14 protein-coding genes and 1 pseudogene are annotated in these 17,077 nt (G+C 71.1%); 5 read left to right on the forward strand and 10 right to left on the reverse strand.

The annotated features are described in order from the left end of the window. Positions 1-24 precede the first annotated feature (24 nt). Both GQF42_RS19435 and GQF42_RS19440 read left to right on the forward strand, forming a co-directional pair. Positions 25-474, forward strand: a complete 450-nt coding sequence (locus GQF42_RS19435) for a GNAT family N-acetyltransferase (RefSeq protein ID WP_158921620.1) — start codon at positions 25-27, stop codon at positions 472-474. Positions 475-701: 227 nt separating this feature from the next. Next, entirely contained in the window at positions 702-992 is a 291-nt protein-coding gene (locus GQF42_RS19440) for a hypothetical protein (protein WP_158921622.1), read from the forward strand. A gap of 33 nt (positions 993-1,025) precedes the next feature. On the opposite strand, the gene galK is transcribed toward GQF42_RS19440, so the two are convergent. Genes galK through galT form a run of 3 tightly spaced genes read right to left on the reverse strand, consistent with a single transcriptional unit; the run spans position 1,026 to position 4,233 of the window. Continuing rightward, positions 1,026-2,180, reverse strand: a complete 1,155-nt coding sequence (galK, locus tag GQF42_RS19445) for a galactokinase (protein ID WP_158930338.1) — start codon at positions 2,178-2,180, stop codon at positions 1,026-1,028. An 8-nt stretch (positions 2,181-2,188) separates the two neighbouring features. After that, a complete protein-coding gene (gene galE, locus GQF42_RS19450) occupies positions 2,189-3,151 on the reverse strand; it encodes a UDP-glucose 4-epimerase GalE (RefSeq protein WP_158921624.1) in 963 nt (320 codons plus the stop codon). Next, entirely contained in the window at positions 3,151-4,233 is a 1,083-nt protein-coding gene (galT, locus tag GQF42_RS19455) for a galactose-1-phosphate uridylyltransferase (RefSeq protein WP_158921626.1), read from the reverse strand. Before galT ends, galE begins: the two co-directional genes overlap by 1 nt. Before the next feature lie 180 nt (positions 4,234-4,413). Between galT and GQF42_RS19460 the strand changes: the two genes are divergently transcribed. Further along, entirely contained in the window at positions 4,414-6,105 is a 1,692-nt protein-coding gene (locus GQF42_RS19460; protein WP_158921628.1) for a sodium:solute symporter family protein, read from the forward strand. Between the two features lie 20 nt (positions 6,106-6,125). Next, the gene (locus tag GQF42_RS19465) at positions 6,126-6,479 is read left to right on the forward strand and encodes a hypothetical protein (RefSeq protein ID WP_158921630.1); all 354 of its coding nucleotides are present in this window, start codon (positions 6,126-6,128) and stop codon (positions 6,477-6,479) included. A gap of 174 nt (positions 6,480-6,653) precedes the next feature. Here the strand turns inward: GQF42_RS19465 and GQF42_RS19470 are convergent, their stop codons facing one another. The 4 genes from GQF42_RS19470 to GQF42_RS19485 all read right to left on the reverse strand — a co-directional run bounded on the left by GQF42_RS19470 (position 6,654) and on the right by GQF42_RS19485 (position 13,445). Then, complete coding sequence (locus GQF42_RS19470) at positions 6,654-7,337, reverse strand: helix-turn-helix transcriptional regulator (protein WP_158921632.1); 684 nt, start codon at positions 7,335-7,337, stop codon at positions 6,654-6,656. Between the two features lie 228 nt (positions 7,338-7,565). Further along, entirely contained in the window at positions 7,566-9,395 is a 1,830-nt protein-coding gene (locus GQF42_RS19475) for an outer membrane protein assembly factor BamB family protein (RefSeq protein ID WP_158921634.1), read from the reverse strand. Between the two features lie 90 nt (positions 9,396-9,485). Continuing rightward, positions 9,486-11,294: an outer membrane protein assembly factor BamB family protein gene (locus GQF42_RS19480; RefSeq protein ID WP_158921636.1), complete on the reverse strand. Its 1,809-nt coding sequence runs from the start codon at positions 11,292-11,294 to the stop codon at positions 9,486-9,488. 342 nt (positions 11,295-11,636) lie between these two features. Beyond that, positions 11,637-13,445, reverse strand: coding sequence for an ABC-F family ATP-binding cassette domain-containing protein (locus GQF42_RS19485; RefSeq protein WP_158921638.1), 1,809 nt, complete (start codon positions 13,443-13,445; stop codon positions 11,637-11,639). Positions 13,446-13,590: 145 nt separating this feature from the next. Here GQF42_RS19485 and GQF42_RS19490 point away from each other — a divergent pair. Beyond that, positions 13,591-13,800 (forward strand): annotated as a pseudogene (locus GQF42_RS19490) (Uma2 family endonuclease); the annotation flags it as partial. 59 nt (positions 13,801-13,859) lie between these two features. On the opposite strand, the gene GQF42_RS19495 reads toward GQF42_RS19490, so the two are convergent. Genes GQF42_RS19495 through GQF42_RS19505 form a run of 3 tightly spaced genes read right to left on the reverse strand, consistent with a single transcriptional unit; the run spans position 13,860 to position 17,068 of the window. Further along, positions 13,860-14,753, reverse strand: a complete 894-nt coding sequence (locus GQF42_RS19495; RefSeq protein ID WP_158921640.1) for a 4-(cytidine 5'-diphospho)-2-C-methyl-D-erythritol kinase — start codon at positions 14,751-14,753, stop codon at positions 13,860-13,862. Further along, positions 14,750-15,619: a 16S rRNA (adenine(1518)-N(6)/adenine(1519)-N(6))-dimethyltransferase RsmA gene (gene rsmA / locus GQF42_RS19500; protein WP_158921642.1), complete on the reverse strand. Its 870-nt coding sequence runs from the start codon at positions 15,617-15,619 to the stop codon at positions 14,750-14,752. The genes GQF42_RS19495 and rsmA overlap by 4 nt, the downstream gene beginning before the upstream one ends. Before the next feature lie 30 nt (positions 15,620-15,649). After that, the gene (locus GQF42_RS19505; RefSeq protein ID WP_158921644.1) at positions 15,650-17,068 is read right to left on the reverse strand and encodes a resuscitation-promoting factor; all 1,419 of its coding nucleotides are present in this window, start codon (positions 17,066-17,068) and stop codon (positions 15,650-15,652) included. Between the last annotated feature and the right edge of the window lie 9 nt (positions 17,069-17,077).

Consider the following 17,077-nt stretch of genomic DNA (forward strand, 5'->3'; position numbering starts at 1 on the left):
TCCGGCGCGTTTATCGTGTGCCGCATGTTTCGTATTGAGGCGGAAGTCGACAAAGCCCGACGTGATCTGCTCCGCTCACGGTTGCGGGACACCAACACGGCGGCGTCCCCGGTGCTGGCGTCCCTGCGCGGTACGCCCGGCGCACGCGAAGTCCCCCTCCACGTCTGGGCGCTGGACGAGGCCGGGGATCTGGCGGGCGGCCTGGTCGGGCACACCTGGGCGACCTGGCTGCACGTCACCTACCTGTGGGTGGACAGCGTCCACCGCGGTACGGGCCTCGGTTCGCACCTGCTGGCGAAGGCGGAACACATCGCCGCCACGGACCGCGCCTGCACGGCGTCCCGCCTGGAGACGTGGGACTTCCAGGCTCCGCGCTTCTACCAGAAGCAGGGCTACGAGGTGGTGTGCGTGATCCCCGACTACCCGCCGGGGATCACGGAGTACACGCTGACGAAGCGGCTACCGGTACGGTGAAACCCTCACCGGCACCCGTCTCGCGATGCCGGTGACCTCGAGGCCGACCTGGCGCGCGAGATCAACCACACCGACCCGGCCGATCTCAGCGTCCGTCTGGTGGAGGAGTTCCGGGGCCGGATCACCGCCCGGCGGGATCCCGGTTTCGATTGCGCCGTGGCCGCGGCCGTCGCCGAGATCCGGGCCGCCCGAGGGCCCGACCGCCGACCGAGAACCACCAGCCGGTCGTGGCCGAGCTCACGCTTGAGGCCCTCGCGCGCTGTCGGGCCATCGGCCACGGGGCCCTCGAGGTCGCCGAAGCCCTCCGCGCCGAAGTGGGGAAGAGCCCGGCCCTCGGCCGGCAGGCGCGCGGCGCGGTCGGCGGCATGAAGCTGTACACGACACGCGTCGAAGCCGCGAACGCCGGCCCGGCGCTCACGGTCACATACGTCCACGACGCCCCGCCACCCGCGCCCGGACCGATCCGTATCGCCCTCGTTCCACCGGTCCGCTTCGCGGACGGCGACGCCGGCCTCTGACACCGGCGCCGCCGGACCCCGGGGCTGTGGAACTCAGACCAGCCGCCGCGCCCCCGCCGACGGCACCGCCTCGAAGAGGCGCGGAGCCGTGAAGCCCGCCTTGGCGAAGGCGTCCTCGATCGTCTTCGTCAGGGCGTCCACCTCGTCGGCCTCCGTCAGGACGATCGCCGAGCCGCCGAAGCCGCCGCCGGTCATCCGGGCACCCAGCGCGCCTGCGGCCAGGGCGGTGTCGACGACCAGGTCCAGCTCCGGGCAGGAGATGCGGAAGTCGTCGCGCAGGGAGGCATGGCCCTCGGTGAGGACCGGGCCGATGGCGCGGGTGTCGCCGGCCCCGAGGAGTTCCACGACGCGCTCGACCCGGTGGTTCTCGGTCACGACGTGCCGGACCAGGCGCCGTACCTCCTCCTCGTCGCCCAGCCGCTCCAGCGCCGCGTCGAGTTCGCCGTACGGGACGTCGCGCAGGGCGTCGACGCCGAGCAGGGCCGCGCCCTTCTCGCAGCCGGCCCGGCGCTTGCCGTACTCGCCGCCGCTGTGCGCGTGCTTGACCTGGGTGTCGACCACCAGCAGGCGCAGTCCCCCGGCCGCGAGGTCGAAGGGGATCTGCCGCTGGGACAGGTCCCGGGTGTCGAGGAAGAGGGCGTGGCCCTGCTCGCAGCAGGCCGACGCCGTCTGGTCCATGATGCCGGTCGGCGCGCCGACGTAGACGTTCTCGGCGCGCTGGCACAGGCGGGCCAACTGCCAGCGCTGGAGCCCGAGTTCGTACAGGTCGTTCAGGGCCAGGGCGATCACGACCTCCAGGGCCGCCGACGACGACAGGCCCGCGCCCGTCGGGACCGTGGAGGACAGGTGGACGTCGGCGCCCGTGATCGCGTGGCCCGCCCCGCGCAGGGCCCAGACCACGCCCGCCGGGTACGCCGTCCAGTTCTCGTCGCTCCCGGGGGCGAGGGCGTCCAGGCGCAGTTCCGACACGCCGCCCTCGATGTCCGCCGAGTGCAGGCGCAGCACGCCGTCGTCCCTGCGCGAGAGTGCCGCGGTCGCCCGGTGCGGCAGCGCGAACGGCATGACGAAGCCGTCGTTGTAGTCGGTGTGCTCGCCGATCAGGTTGACCCGGCCCGGCGCCGCCCACACCCCCTGCGGCTCGGTGCCGTACAGCTCGGTGAAGCGCTGCGCGACCTGCTGTGCCCCCACTGGTGCCACTAGTGCTCCTTAGCGATGTGCTGCGCGAACTCCCAGGCGTCCGCGACGATTCCCGCGAGGTCCGCGCGGGACGGGTTCCAGCCCAGTTTCTCGCGGGCCACCTCCGCCGAGGCGACCAGGACGGCCGGGTCGCCGCCGCGGCGCGGGGCCACGATCTCGGGGATCGGGTGGCCGGTGACCTGGCGGACCGTCTCGATGACCTCGCGGACGGAGAAGCCGTTGCCGTTGCCGAGGTTGCAGATCAGGTGCTCGCCCGGGCGGGCCGCCGCGACGGCCAGGAGGTGGGCCTCGGCCAGGTCCGCCACATGGATGTAGTCGCGCACGCAGGTGCCGTCGGGGGTGGCGTAGTCGTCGCCGTAGACCGAGATCGCGTCGCGGCGGCCCTGGGCGACCTGGAGGACCAGCGGGATCAGGTGCGACTCGGGGTCGTGCCGCTCGCCGTGGGCGCCGTACGCGCCCGCCACGTTGAAGTAGCGCAGGGACACCGCCGCCAGTCCGTGGGCGTCGGCCTCGCTGGTGATCATGTGGTCGACGGCGAGCTTGGTGGCCCCGTAGGGGTTGGTCGGCCTCGTGGGGGCGCTCTCCTCGATCGGGACCTGCTCCGGCTCGCCGTACGTCGCCGCCGTGGAGGAGAAGACGAGCCGGCGCACGCCCGCGTCGCGCATCGCGCCGAGCAGGGCCAGGGAGCCGGCGACGTTGTTGTCCCAGTACTTCTCCGGCTTCACCACCGACTCGCCGACCTGGGAGGACGCAGCGAAGTGCAGCACGCCGTCGTAGGAGGGGTCGAGCCACTTGGCGGCGTCGCGGATGTCGCCCTCGACGAAGGCGGCACCGGACGGGACGCCCTCGCGGAAGCCCGTGGAGAGGTTGTCGAGGACCGTCACCTCGTGGCCGGCCTCCAGCAGATGCTGGGCCACCACGCTGCCGACGTAACCCGCCCCGCCCGTCACCAGGTACCTCATCAGCTCGCTACCTCTCGCAGTCGCTCGGCCGCGCGCTCCGGCGGCACGTCGTTGATGAACACGCTCATGCCGGACTCGGAACCCGCGAGAAACTTCAGCTTGCCGGAAGTGCGGCGGATGGTGAAAAGCTCGAGGTGGAGCGCGAAGTCGTCCCGCGTCACACCGTCGAACTCCTCCAGCGCGCCGAACGGCGCCTGGTGCCAGCCCATGATGTACGGCGTCGCGGGCTCGCCCACGGAGTTCTCCCCTGCGTCCCGTCCGCCGAAGATCCGGTCGAAGCGCCTCAAGAGTTCCAGATAGACCTGGGGGAACTCTGTGCGTGCCGCCTCGTCCAGAGCGAGCAGGTCGGGGACCCGGCGCCTGGGGTACAGGTGCACCTCGTAGGGCCAGTGCGCCGCGTACGGCACGAAGGCCACCCAGTGTTCACCCTCGAGGACGACCCGCTCGCCGGCGAGTTCCCGCTCCACGACGGCGTCGAACAGGTTCTCCCCGCCGGTCGCCTCCTTGTGGGCGGCGAGCGAGCGGAGCATCAGCGCGGTGCGCGGAGTGGTGAAGGGGTAGGCGTAGATCTGGCCGTGCGGGTGGCCCAGGGTCACGCCGATCTCCTCGCCCCGGTTCTCGAAGCAGAAGACCTGCTCGACGGCGGGCAGGTGCGACAGCTCCGAGGTGCGGTCCGTCCAGGCGTCCAGCACCAGCCGGGCCTGCTCCTCGGTGAGGTCGGCGAAGGAGGAGTCGTGGTCGGAGGTGAAGCAGACGACCTCACAGCGGCCGGAGTCGCCGGCGAGGGAGGGGAAACGGTTCTCGAAGACGACGACGTCGTAGGACGAGTCCGGGATCTCGCTGAGCCGCTCGCCGCGCGTCGGGCACAGCGGGCACTGGTCGGCCGGCGGGTGGTACGTACGGCCCTGGCGGTGCGAGGCGATCGCCACCGAGTCGCCGAGGAGCACGTCCCGGCGGATCTCGGAGGTGGTGACCGTGCGGTCCAGGGGACGGCGGTCGACGGCGTCCCGCACGGCGTCATCCCTGAGGTCGTAGTAGATCAGCTCACGACCGTCGGCCAGCCGTGTCGAGGTCTTCTTCAACGCCGGACTCCTCTACGTCCCGCACCCAATCACCCAACACAATCAAACATAACAGACCACAACCTCACAACCTCTAGGATCATCACAATCAAACAAAGAACACCAACAGAAGTGTTCAATTACTAAACGCGGCGGCGTAGGTTCCGCTGAGGATCAGTTCGCGCAACGAAGCGAGTTCTCATGCAAACCCCCACATACGGACCCACGTATCTGGCGGCGGGGCTACAGCTCCCCGTCAACTGGCTGGACTACACGATCCTGGCGATCTACTTCGTCGTCGTGCTCGGCATCGGCTTCGCCGCCCGCCGCTCGGTCAAGACCAGCCTCGACTTCTTCCTCTCGGGACGCTCGCTGCCCGCCTGGATCACCGGTCTCGCCTTCATCTCGGCGAACCTGGCGGCCACCGAGATCCTGGGCATGGCCGCGAACAGCGCCCAGTACGGTGCCTACACCGTGCACTGGTACTGGATCGGCGCCATCCCCGCCATGGTCTTCCTGGGCCTGGTGATGATGCCCTTCTACTACGGCAGCAAGGTCCGCTCGGTCCCCGAGTTCCTGCTGCTGCGCTTCGACCGGGCCGCCCACCTGCTCAGTTCGATCCTGTTCGCGTTCGCCGCGATCCTGATCGCGGGCGTCAACCTCTACGCCCTCGCGATCGTCGTCGAGGCGCTGCTGGGCTGGCCGCAGTGGGTCGCGATCGTCGTCGCCGGCGCGTTCGTCCTCGCGTACATCACCCTCGGCGGCCTCTCCTCGGCGATCTACAACGAGGTGCTCCAGTTCTTCGTGATCCTGGCCGCCCTCATCCCGATCACCATCCTCGGCCTGAAGAAGGTCGGCGGCTGGGGCGGCCTGACCCACAAGCTCACCGCCACCCACGGCCACAACTTCACCACCGCCTGGGGCGGCACCGGCATCGGCAGCACCAACCCGCTCGGCGCGAACTGGCTGACCATCGTCCTCGGCCTCGGCTTCGTGCTCTCCTTCGGCTACTGGACCACCAACTTCGCCGAGGTGCAGCGCGCCCTGTCCGCGAAGAACCTCTCCGCCGGACAGCGCACCCCGCTGATCGCCGCCTACCCCAAGATCTTCATCGTCTTCCTGGTGATGATCCCGGGCCTGGTCGCCGCCGCGCTCGTGCCCAGGATCGGCACCAGCGGCTCGGGCCTGCAGTACAACGACGCCATCCCGTACCTGATGCAGGAACTGCTGCCCAACGGCGTGCTCGGCATCGCGGTCACCGGTCTGCTGGCGGCCTTCATGGCGGGCATGGCGGCCAACGTGTCGTCCTTCAACACCGTGTTCACGAACGACATCTGGGCCAAGTACGTGGTGCGCGGCCGCGAGGACGCCTACTACGTCCGCTTCGGCCGCCTGATCACCGCGATCGGCGTCGCCGCCTCGGTCGGAACGGCGTTCCTGGCATCGTCGTTCTCGAACATCATGAGCTACCTGCAGACGCTGTTCTCCTTCTTCAACGTGCCGATGTTCGTCGTCTTCATCGTCGGCATGTTCTGGAAGCGCGCGTCCGCCAAGTCCGGCTTCTGGGGCCTGCTCGCCGGTACCGTGACCGCGATGGTGAACTACTTCGTGCTCTACAAGAAGGGCATCATCTCGATCCCCACCGACCAGGGCGCCAACTTCGTCTCGGCGATCGCGGGCTTCGTCGCCGGTGCGGTCGTGATGGTCGCGGTGTCCCTGTTCACCAGGCCCAAGCCGGTCGAGCAGTTGCAGGGCCTGGTCTACGGCACCCGCTCCCCCGGCATGTCCGAGGTACCCGCCGCCGGTGACGACGCCTGGTACCGCAAGCCCGCCCTGCTGGGCTGGGGCGCGGTCGCACTGGCCGCCGCCTGCTACATCCCGTTCTCGTTCTGACGCGGAAGGACAGAGCAACCATGAGCGAACACCCCGACCCCGCAGAGCACTCCGACCGCCGTCACGAGGGCTTCCACTACAACGAGGAGGACGTCCAGAGGGAGGTCACCGAGCTGGAGGGCAGGTCCGCGACCGCGGCCCGCATCTTCGACCTGCGCCGCATCATCGGCGGCCTGTTCGTGCTGTACGGCGTCATCGTCACGATCACCGGCATCACCGACTCCCGGGCCGCCATCGACAAGGCCCAGGGCGTCAACATCAACCTGTGGACCGGAATCGGCATGCTCCTGCTGGGCATCTTCTTCCTGGCCTGGCTGAAGCTCAGGCCTGCGGCGCCCCAGCCCGTTGCTCCGCAGGGGTCGCCGGAGGAGTGACCGTCGGCAGGGGACGGTTTCCGCCGTAGCGGTGCAGGCCGTCCCCGGCTGCGGGTTCTTCGTGGCTGATCGCGCCGTTCCCCGCGCCCCCAGGCCCAGGACCACAGCCACCGCGCGTCCGCCTGGAGGAACCCCGGGCGGCGCGGGCGGCACGGGGGCGCGGGCGGCACGGGCTCATTCAGGGCCGGAGTTCAGCGGTCCGGCCCGGTCCAACAGGCCCGTTCGCGCGGCCAGTGCCGCGGCCTCCAGCCGCGAGCCCACGCCCAGTTTCATCAGCACGCGCTGCACATGCGTCCGCGCGGTGCTCGGCGCGATCCCCATCCCGGCCGCGATCAGCCGCGTGTCCTCCCCGTCGGCCACCCGGACCAGTACCTCCACCTCCCGCGGCGTGAGCATCTCCAGCAGTCGCTGCGCCTCGTCGTCGGGCTGGGCCGCCGGATTGAGCAGCTCGCCGAACGCGCCCTGGAGCAACTGCGGCGCCACCGCCGCCTCTCCCGCCCGGGCCTTCATGATGGCCCGCTCGACGCCCTCGATCCGCTCGTCGTGCCGGACGTACCCCGACGCCCCCGCAGCGAACGCCGCCGCGATGCCCCGCGGCGACGGCACCGGGCCGAGCACCAGCACGGCCACCTGCGGCCGCTCCCGCTTGATCTTCACCACCGGGTCGAAGGCCCCCGGTTCGGCGGGTGCCGCCGTACCCAGCAGGCACACCTCCGGCGCCCGCGCGATCACCAGGTCCGCCGCGCCCACGGCCGGCGCCGCGGCGGCGAGCACCCGATGTCCGCGCAGCTTGAGCGCCGACGCCAGCGCCTCCGCGAGCAGGCGATGGTCGTCGACGACCATGAGCCGCACTCCCATAGAGCAACCCCCCAGTCCCCCCCCATGGATGCCCCACTACGGACGTCCACCGCTCCACAAGGACAGAGGGCCCCCCGGCACCTCGCCCTTCATGTCCCCGGAAGCTACACGCTTGTTCGACGTCTTGCTGCCCCTCTCGATGAGAAGTGCCCCGGATCGATGAAATCCGGGGCACTTCTTGTATGTCACCCGTTCGGGCGAGCGTCACGGGCGGCGCCGGCCGGCCGGTCAGCCGTTCGTGCCGAACGCCACCACCAGGTCCTCCTGGCCGGACGACGAGGTGCCCTTGCGCTGGGCGAAGATCTGCGACATGTACAGACGGCCCTTGGCGAAGAGGATCTCCGCGTACTCCGGCAGCATGTTGCCCTCCGCCTCCCGCGAACTCTGCGGGTTCTCCAGCAGCTTGGTCATCTTGAACGACCCGCCGTCGATGCCGACGACCTGACCGCCCTTGTTGTACGGCGGCTGGTTGTAGGCGATCAGGTTGCCGCCGTCCATGCGCAGCGGGGACAGCAGATAGCCGTCGCCCGCCTCGACGCGCTGGCCGGTCGGCTTGCCGGTGTTCAGGTCGAAGGCGACGATCTCGTTGGTCTTGCTGTACTGGCCGGAGCCGTCGTGCTGCTCGGTCGGCAGGTACAGCTTGCCGTTGCCCGCGACGATCTCCTTGCAGTACTCGATGCGGGTGATGCCGTCGCAGCGGCCCCCGTAGGTGCCGCCCGGCGCGGAGATGTGGGCGAGCAGCCTGCCGGTCTTGCCGTCGATGGAGAAGTAGTCCGAGACGCCGCTGCCGTCGCCGGCGCCGTCGCCGACGTCGGCGGCCACCACCAGCGGGTCGGTGGAGACGATGGAGGCGTACTGGATACCCGGGTCCATCCGGTACTCGGAGACCACCTTCCCCGTCTTGGGGTCGAGGGTCTGGATGCTGAGCTGCTCGTTGCCGGAGTCTCCGCAGTGGCGCACCGCGACCAGCCTGTCGCCACCGCCGTAGCCCGCGTCGTAGCAGCTGTCGCCCGGCTTCGGCAGCCACAGGGCCTTGCCCGAGTCGAGGTCGAAGGCGGCACCGCCGTTCGTGTCACCGACCGCGACGGTGCGCTGAGCGACCGTCACATTCTGGTAGTTGACCGGGTAGTCACCGGACTTGACCGACTGCGTCCACAGTTTCTTGCCCGCGTCGAGATCGATCGCGGCGATCTGCGTGCACCCGGCGATGGTGTTCTTCGTGTTCCACTTGGGCTGGTAGACGATCGCCGTCCTGTCGTCGGACGTGACGTGCTGGCTGGCCGCGCAGATGGGGCCGGGCAGCTTGATCGTCCACAGCTTGGAGCCCTTGGCCGGGTCGTAGCCGACGACCTCGGCGAGGCCGCTCTTGGCGTACACCTTGTCGGTCAGCCACGAACCCGCGGTGCTGGTCGTGTCGTCCGCCGTGGGCAGCGGCACCTGGAAGAGCACGTGGGAGGCCGGGTCGGCGGGCACCGTCTCCTTGCCGCCGGTGGACGTGCCCCCGGAGCCGCCCGTGCCGCTCCCGCCGGCCGAGCCGCCGCTGGAGGAGGCGCTGTCGTGCTTCTTGCCGTCGTCGCCGGAGGACTTGGCATACCACAGCCCGCCGCCGACGATCAGCGCAATGGCGACGACCGCCGCGACGACGATGAACAGCGTGGTGTTGTTCCGCCCGCCGCCGCCCGGTCCCGGCTGCGGCTGCATCGGCACGGTCGGCGGCGGCCCCGGATAGCCGTAGCCCGGCTGCCCGGCCTGCATGGGCGGGGTGGGCTGCGTGTACGGGTTCTGCGGGCCGGGGACGCCGTAGGGGGCGGCCGGCTGCTGCCCGTACGGGTTCTGCTGCGGGCCGGGGTAGCCGTAGCCGGGCTGGGGCTGCGGCGGGGCCGGGGGCTGCTGCGGGTAGCCGTAGCCGGGCTGGGGCTGCGGGGCCGGGGGCGCCGGCGGGGCGGCCGGCGGCTGGTGCGCAGAGGGGCTCGGGGGCGGGCCCGGAGGCGGGCTCGGAGGGCCGAAACCGCCTTGCTGCGGAGGCTGGTTGGGCGGCGGAGGGGGCGGCTGGGTCATGGCGAAGGTACCTCGGTGAAGCTCGGCAGGCCGAACGGCGCTGGGGATTCGGTGACTCGGTGGAAGCGAGGAAGGACCGTTGGCTGCGGCTCAGTTGCCGAAGGCCATGATCAGCTTCTCCTTCGTCTGGTCGCTGCCGGACAGCCGGCCGGTGGAGATGAAGAACCGCCCGTCGGCCCAGTCGATGACGCCGTCGTAGAAGGTGTTCTCGATCTCGGCCGTGCCCGACGGGTTCTGCAGCAGCTTGGCGGTGGTGTGGGAAGAGCCGGTGACCGGGATCGACACCACCTGACCGCCCGTGCCGTACGACGGCTGCACATACGCGACGAGCTTGCCGCCGTCCTCCTTCATCGGGTACATCGGCTCGTCCGCCGGGGACTTGGCCCGCCACTTCGCCTTGCCGTCGGCGAGGCCGATCGCGACGATCTCGTTGGCGCTGCTGGTGGTGTCCGTCGGCAGATACAGCGTGTCGGCGTCCGCGACGACACCCTGGCAGCCCTGCAGGTCGCGCTCGAGGATCGCCCAGCCGCAGCGGGGGCCGAACTTCTCGTCGACCTTGACCTCCGAGCGGAACCTGCCGTCCTTGGTGAAGGTGGAGATGTTCCAGGCCTTCTTGTCCTCGTTGGTCAGGTAGACCACCAGCGGGTCGACGGAGAACACCCGGGAGACCTGCCAGCCCTTCTTCACCGGCTGGGTCCACCTGACCTTGCCGGTGGCCGGGTCCAGCTCCTGGATCTCGTCGTGCTCGCTGCTGGTGCCGGAGGCGCAGGAGGACACCTGGACCAGCCGGTTCGTGCCGCCCGCGTAGGCGGCCGGGAAACAGGCCTGGCCGTACTTCGTCTTGTCGTACAGCTTCTTGCCGGTGTCGATGTCGTACGCCGTGCCCGACTCCGAACGGGCCACCATCAGCGTCCTGCCGGTCACGGACAGCGAGACGTTCAGCGCGCTGTCGAACAGCCCGCCGTCGGCGACCTGGCCGCTCCAGCCCTTCTGACCGGTGTTCAGGTCGATCTGCTGGAGCTGGTTGCACTTGGCGCCGTCACCGGCGCCGTTCATGTACGCCACGACGACCTTGTCGTCGGCCGACTTCTGCGAGGTGACCGCGCAGATCTTCTGCGGGAAGCCGATCGGTCCCCAGGCGGGCCTGCCGTCGCCGACGCCGTAGGCGAAGACCTGCTTGTACGCCGCCTTCGCGGCCACCTTGTCCGTGATCCACATGCTGGGCGCGTCGGCACCGGAAGCCGGGGCGTCCGGGGCCGACTGGTACCAGAGCACCTTGGCCTCGCCGGCCTTCCGGCCCGCGTTGAGGTTCTCCGGGTCGTCGCCGCCGCCGGACGCGCTCGGCGATGCGGAGGCGGAGTGCTTGGGGTCGTCGCTCTGCTGGGCGACGGGCTTCTTCTTGCCACCGCCGTCGCCGCTGGTGACCGCGTACACCGTGCCGCCGATGACGAGCAGCGCGGCCACCGAGGCGCCGATGATCAGCGCGGTCTTCCTCTTGCCGGCGGGCGCGGTGGCGGCAGCGCCCGGGTACTGCGGCTGCTGCGGATAGCCGTAACCGGGCTGCGGCGCGGCCCCGTACGGGCCCGGCTGCTGAGGCTGCTGCGGGTAGCCGTACGGGCCGGGCTGCTGCGGGTAGCCGTACCCGGGCTGGGGCGGCTGCGGCTGCTGGGCAGGCGGGACGGGAGGCATCGGCGGCGCGGCGGGCGGCTGGGCCGGTGGCGGAGCGGAGGGCACGCCTGGGGCGCCGGGGGCGGCCGCAGGGGTCTGTGGGACGTTCGGCGGGCCGAAACCGCCCTGGGCCGGTGGCGTTTGCGGGGCGCCGAAGCCACCACCCTGTGGCGGTTGGTCCTGTGGCGCTCCGAAACCGCCCTGCGGCGGTTGGTTGGGCGGCTGAGTCATCAGCGCTCTTCCCCCTCGTTCACTGATTTTTAGCCACGCCCTGAGGTTCTTGACAAACCCTGGGTCGTTACTCAGAAAGTTCTCAGACGGATCTTTCTATCACTCGCCACTGACAGCCCACGGGCTCGGATCCGCCCCTGTTCTCAAGGGAGAACCGGCCCGTGATGCCGCCGTTACACGCCTTCACGCCCCCTTCACGCGGCGCACGCACCAGCACCGCGCGCCGGCCGAGGACGAGGGCGCCCCGGGCGACGAGGGGGGTCAAGTGGGGGCGTGGGGCGGCTGGTTCACGCCATGGTGGCCGCCTGGCGCCCGCGCCGCTACGCAGCCCCGCGCTCCCCGTTACGCGTCCTCCGCCAACTCCAGCCAGCGCAGTTCCAGTTCCTCGCGCTCCCCGGCGAGGTCGCGGAGCTGGGCGTCCAGGCCGGCGACCTTCGCGAAGTCGGTGGCGTTGTCGGCGATCTGGGCGTGCAGCTTGGACTCCTTCTCGGAGATCTTGTCCAACTGCCGCTCGATCTTCTGGAGTTCCTTCTTGGCGGCACGCTGGTCGGCGGCGCTCTTCTCCGTCGCGGCCGGCTTGGGCGCCGCGGCGGCGGACTGCACGGCGACCGCCTCCTCCATGCGCCGGCGCCGCTCCAGGTACTCGTCGATGCCGCGCGGCAGCATCCGCAGGGCGCCGTCGCCGAGGAGGGCGAACACCCGGTCCGTGGTGCGCTCGACGAAGAACCGGTCGTGGGAGATGACGATCATCGAGCCGGGCCAGCCGTCGAGGACGTCCTCGAGCTGGGTGAGGGTCTCGATGTCGAGGTCGTTGGTGGGCTCGTCCAGGAAGAGGACGTTGGGCTCGTCCATGAGGAGGCGCAGGAGCTGCAGCCGGCGCCGCTCACCACCGGAGAGGTCGCCGACCGGCGTCCACTGCTTCTCCTTGTTGAAGCCGAACGTCTCGCACAGCTGCCCGGCGGTCATCTCGCGCCCCTTGCCGAGGTCCACGCGCTCGCGGACCTGCTGCACGGCCTCCAGAACCCGCCAGGAGGGGTCGAGTTCGGCGACCTCCTGGGAGAGGTAGGCGAGCTTGACCGTCCTGCCGACGGCGACGCGCCCGGCGGCCGGCTGCGCCTCGCCCTGCGTGCGGGCCGCGTCGGCCATGGCCCGCAGCAGCGAGGTCTTGCCCGCGCCGTTCACGCCGACCAGACCGATCCGGTCACCCGGGCCGAGCTGCCAGGTGACGTGCTTGAGCAGCACCTTCGGCCCGGCCTGGACGGTGATGTCCTCGAGGTCGAAGACGGTCTTGCCGAGCCGCGAGGAGGCGAACTTCATCAGCTCCGAGCTGTCCCGGGGCGGCGGCACGTCCGCGATCAGCTCGTTGGCGGCCTCGACCCGGAAGCGCGGCTTGGACGTACGGGCGGGGGCGCCGCGGCGCAGCCAGGCCAGCTCCTTCCTCACCAGGTTCTGCCGCTTGGTCTCCTCGGTGGCGGCGATGCGCTCGCGCTCGGCGCGGGCGAAGACGTAGTCGGAGTAGCCGCCCTCGTACTCGTACACGTCGCCTCGCTGCACGTCCCACATGCGGGTGCACACCTGGTCGAGGAACCACCGGTCGTGCGTCACGCACACCAGCGCGGACCGCCGGTTCTGCAGGTGCTGGGCGAGCCAGGCGATGCCCTCGACGTCGAGGTGGTTGGTGGGCTCGTCGAGGACGACCAGGTCCTGGTCCTCGATCAGCAGTTTGGCGAGCGCGATCCGGCGCCGCTCACCACCGGACAGCGGCCCGATGACGGTGTCGAGCCCCTTGGGGAAGCCCGGCAGGTCCAGGCCGCCGAACAGCCCGGTCAGGACATCCCTGACCTTGGCGTTTCCGGCCCACTCGTGGTCGGCCATGTCGCCGATGACCTCGTGCCGGACGGTGGCGGCGGGGTCGAGGGAGTCGTGCTGGGTGAGCACGCCGAGCCGCAGCCCGCCGGAGTGCGTGACGCGCCCGGTGTCGGCCTCCTCCAGCTTGGCGAGCATCCGGATGAGCGTGGTCTTGCCGTCGCCGTTGCGGCCCACAACGCCGATGCGGTCACCCTCCGACACGCCGAGTGAGACGCCGTCCAGCAGGGCACGGGTGCCGTACACCTTGCTGACGTTCTCGACATTGACCAGGTTGACGGCCATTTCACTCCTGTGCGCGGGGGTCGGTCAGCCTTCTAGCGTAGGGCCTCGGGGGGCGGGGGCGGAGCGCGAGGGTGCGGTCACTCTTTGTAATGACGCGATGGAGAAGCGACCGCTGCCGTGGAGGGCGGGCGGCAGGATCCCGTCCATGGGAGGAACCACGACCGTCGAGTCCGTGGAGCACCGCGTTCAATGGCCGGTGCCACCGCTGGACGGATACACCGTGGACGACCTGTTCACGCTGCCGGATCTCCCGCCGCACACCGAGTTGATCGACGGGAGTCTGGTTTTCGGGAGCCCACAGCGCCGATTCCACGGCAACGTGGTCGACTTGCTCGTCTTCGGCCTGCGCAGCAGTGGCTTGCCTGCAGAGGCCCATCGACATCGACCTGACGGCGATCGACGAACTCTGAAGCCCTAGAGAACCGTCGCCCCCGCCACCGGCCCCTGGGCCATCCGCACGGCCCTGCACGTCCCCGACGCCCGCAGGGCCGCCGCCACCTTCTCCGCCGACTCGGCATCGCGCGCGAGGAACGCCGTCGTGGGCCCGGACCCGGAGACCAGCGCGGCCAGCGCACCCGCCCCCCGGCCCGCCGCCAGCGTGTCCGCCAGCTCCGGGAACAGGGACAGCGCCGCGGGCTGGAGGTCGTTGGAAACGGCCCCCGCCAGCGCGTCCACGTCACCCTTCGCCAGCGCCTGGAGCAGCTCCGCCGAAGCCACCGGCTCCGGAATCTCCCGCCCCTGCGCCAGCCGGTCGAACTCACCGAAGACCGCCGGAGTCGACAGCCCCCGCCCGGCCATCGCGAACACCCAGTGGAAGGTGCCGCCGACCTCCAGGGCCGTCAGCCGCTCTCCCCGCCCGACCCCCAGGGCCGCGCCACCGACCAGGCTGAACGGCACGTCACTGCCCAACTCGGCGCAGATTGCCAGGAGTTCGGCACGGGAGGCGCCGGCGTTCCACAGCGCGTTGCAGGCGAGCAGCGCGCCGGCGCCGTCCGCGCTGCCGCCCGCCATGCCGCCGGCGACCGGGATGTCCTTGGCGATGTGGAGGTGCACGGCCGGTTCGATGCCCCGGCGTGCGGCGAGCGCGATCGCGGCGCGCGCGGCGAGGTTGGTGCGGTCCAGGGGGACCTGGTCGGCGTCCGGGCCCACGCAGGTGATCCTGAGTTCCTCCGCCGGGGTCACGGTGACCTCGTCGTAGAGGCCGACCGCGAGGAAGACGTTGGCCAGGTCGTGGAAACCGTCCGCGCGCGCGGCACCCACCGCGAGCTGGACGTTGACCTTCGCCGGCACCCGCACCGTGACACTCACTTGCCGGACTCCTTGTGCTCGGCGATCCGCGCGAACTGCTCCACTGTCAGCGCCTCCCCGCGCGCCTGCGGCGAGACCCCTGCCGCGACCAGGGCGGCCTCGGCGGCAGCCGCCGACCCGGCCCATCCGGCGAGCGCCGCCCGCAGGGTCTTCCTGCGCTGCGCGAAGGCCGCGTCGACCACCGCGAAGACCTCCGCCTTGGAAGCCGTCGTCCTGATCGGCTCGGTCCGCCGGACCAGGGAGACCAGTCCGCTGTCGACGTTGGGCGCGGGCCAGAAGACGTTGCGGCCGATGGCGCCGGCCCGCTTCACCTCGGCGTACCAGTTGGCCTTCACGGACGGCACGCCGTACACCTTCGAGCCGGGCGCGGCGGCCAGCCGGTCGGCGACCTCGGACTGCACCATGACGAGGGTGCGTTCGATGGTCGGGAAGGTGTCGAGCATGTGCAGCAGCACGGGCACGGCGACGTTGTAGGGCAGGTTCGCCACCAGTGCCGTCGGCGCGGGGCCGGGCAGCTCGGCGACGTGCATCGCGTCGGAGTGGACCAGCGCGAACCGCTCGGCCCGCTCCGGCATGCGCGCGGCGATGGTCGCGGGCAGCGCTCCGGCCAGCACGTCGTCGATCTCGACGGCGGTGACCCGGTCGGCGACCTCCAGCAGCGCCAGCGTGAGGGATCCGAGCCCCGGCCCGACCTCCACGACGACGTCGTCGGGTCGGACCTCGGCGGTGCGGACGATACGGCGGACCGTGTTGGCGTCGATCACGAAGTTCTGGCCGCGCTGCTTGGTGGGACGGACACCGAGCGCTGCCGCCAGCTCGCGGATGTCGGCGGGTCCGAGAAGGGCGTCGGAGGTGGGGCTGCTCACGGGACAAGGGTACGGGGCCGTACGGCCTGCTCAGCCGTGCAGGCGTGCCCCGCAGTGCGGCCAGGGTGTCGACCCCTGCCGCTTGTAGAGCTTCTTGGCGCGGAAGGTCTGCTCCTCGGCCGATGCGTCCTGTGGGCGTCCGCTGCCGCCGAGGCTGTGCCAGGTGTGCGCATCGAACTGGTAGAGCCCGCCGTACGTTCCCGAGGGGTCGACCGCGTGCGGGCGGCCACCGGACTCGCAGGCGGCGAGGCCGCGCCAGTTCAGGCCGTCGGCGCCGTCCACGGCGGCCGGCAGGGGCTTGGTGCCCACCCGTACGACCTCCGGGTGCGGCTTGCGCACCACCTCGGACGTCTCGCGGCGCGGCTTCTCGTGGACGCCGTTGACGGTGCGCAGGAAGTAGGTGTCGCGCCGCAGTCCGGGCTGCCCGGGCTCGACGATCTCGGTGCCCTTGAAGAGGGTGGGGTCCTCGGTCCGCTGGGTCGTGAACGGGATCTGCTCCTCACGGACCTCCCGGCTGCCGCTGACCCGCAGTACGGTGATCGTCTGCCCGTCGCGCGGGAAGCTGTCGGACGGCACCGACGTGGTGTCCTCGCCGCGCAGGGTGATCCCGGCTTCCTCGACCGCCTCGCGGACGGTGGCCGCGTTGGTGCGCAGGGTGCGGGGCCGCCCGTCCGCCATGATCGTGACGGCGCGCTCGGTGCGCACGTCGAGTGCGAGCCCGGCGCGTCCGATGTTCTGGGAGCGCGAAGTGGACAGGTACGCGCCCTCCGCGCGCACCCCCAGCTCGTCCAGCGCTCCCTCCACCGTGTGCGCCGTCGTCCACACCTCGCGCCGTTCACCGTCCAGAGTGAGCCGGACGGGGCGCCCGTAGCGCACGGCGACGGTGTCCCCGCCGGCGAGCGCCGTGCCGGGGGCGGGGACGACCATGTCGTGCGCCCCCACGCGCACGCCCTCGTCGGCGAGCAGTTCGTGCACGTCGTCGGCGAAGGTGTGCAGGGTGCGCTGCTTGCCCTCGACGGTCAGCTCGATCGCCTTGTCGTTGGCCACGAACGCACTGGTGCCGCCGGCCAGGAAGGCCACGACCAACGCCTGCGGCAGCAGGCGGCGCACGGCGGACTCGGGGCGCTCGGCGCAGCGCGCCCTGCGCCGACGCTCGGCACGCCCGCCCGCTGCGGCGCGTGCCGCGGCTTCTGGTGCGCTCCCGGCGTGCTCTTCCGGCGCGCTCCCGGAGTGCGCGGTATTGCCCCGGCCCTGCCGGGGCAGCACCGGCTCGGCGACGAAGTACGCCTCCGCCTCGTAGGCGGGCCGGTAGGTGTCCTTGTACGGCCCGTACGGCAGGGTCTGCGCGGCGTGCACGGGCATCCCACGGCCGTGGCCGTACAGGTCGACGGGCACGTCACGGCCGTAGGGCTCGTGCGTCTCGAACGTCTCGTACTGCGACTTGCTCACGCCGACACG

This window comes from Streptomyces broussonetiae (genome assembly GCF_009796285.1).
Taxonomy (GTDB): Bacteria; Actinomycetota; Actinomycetes; order Streptomycetales; family Streptomycetaceae; genus Streptomyces; species Streptomyces broussonetiae.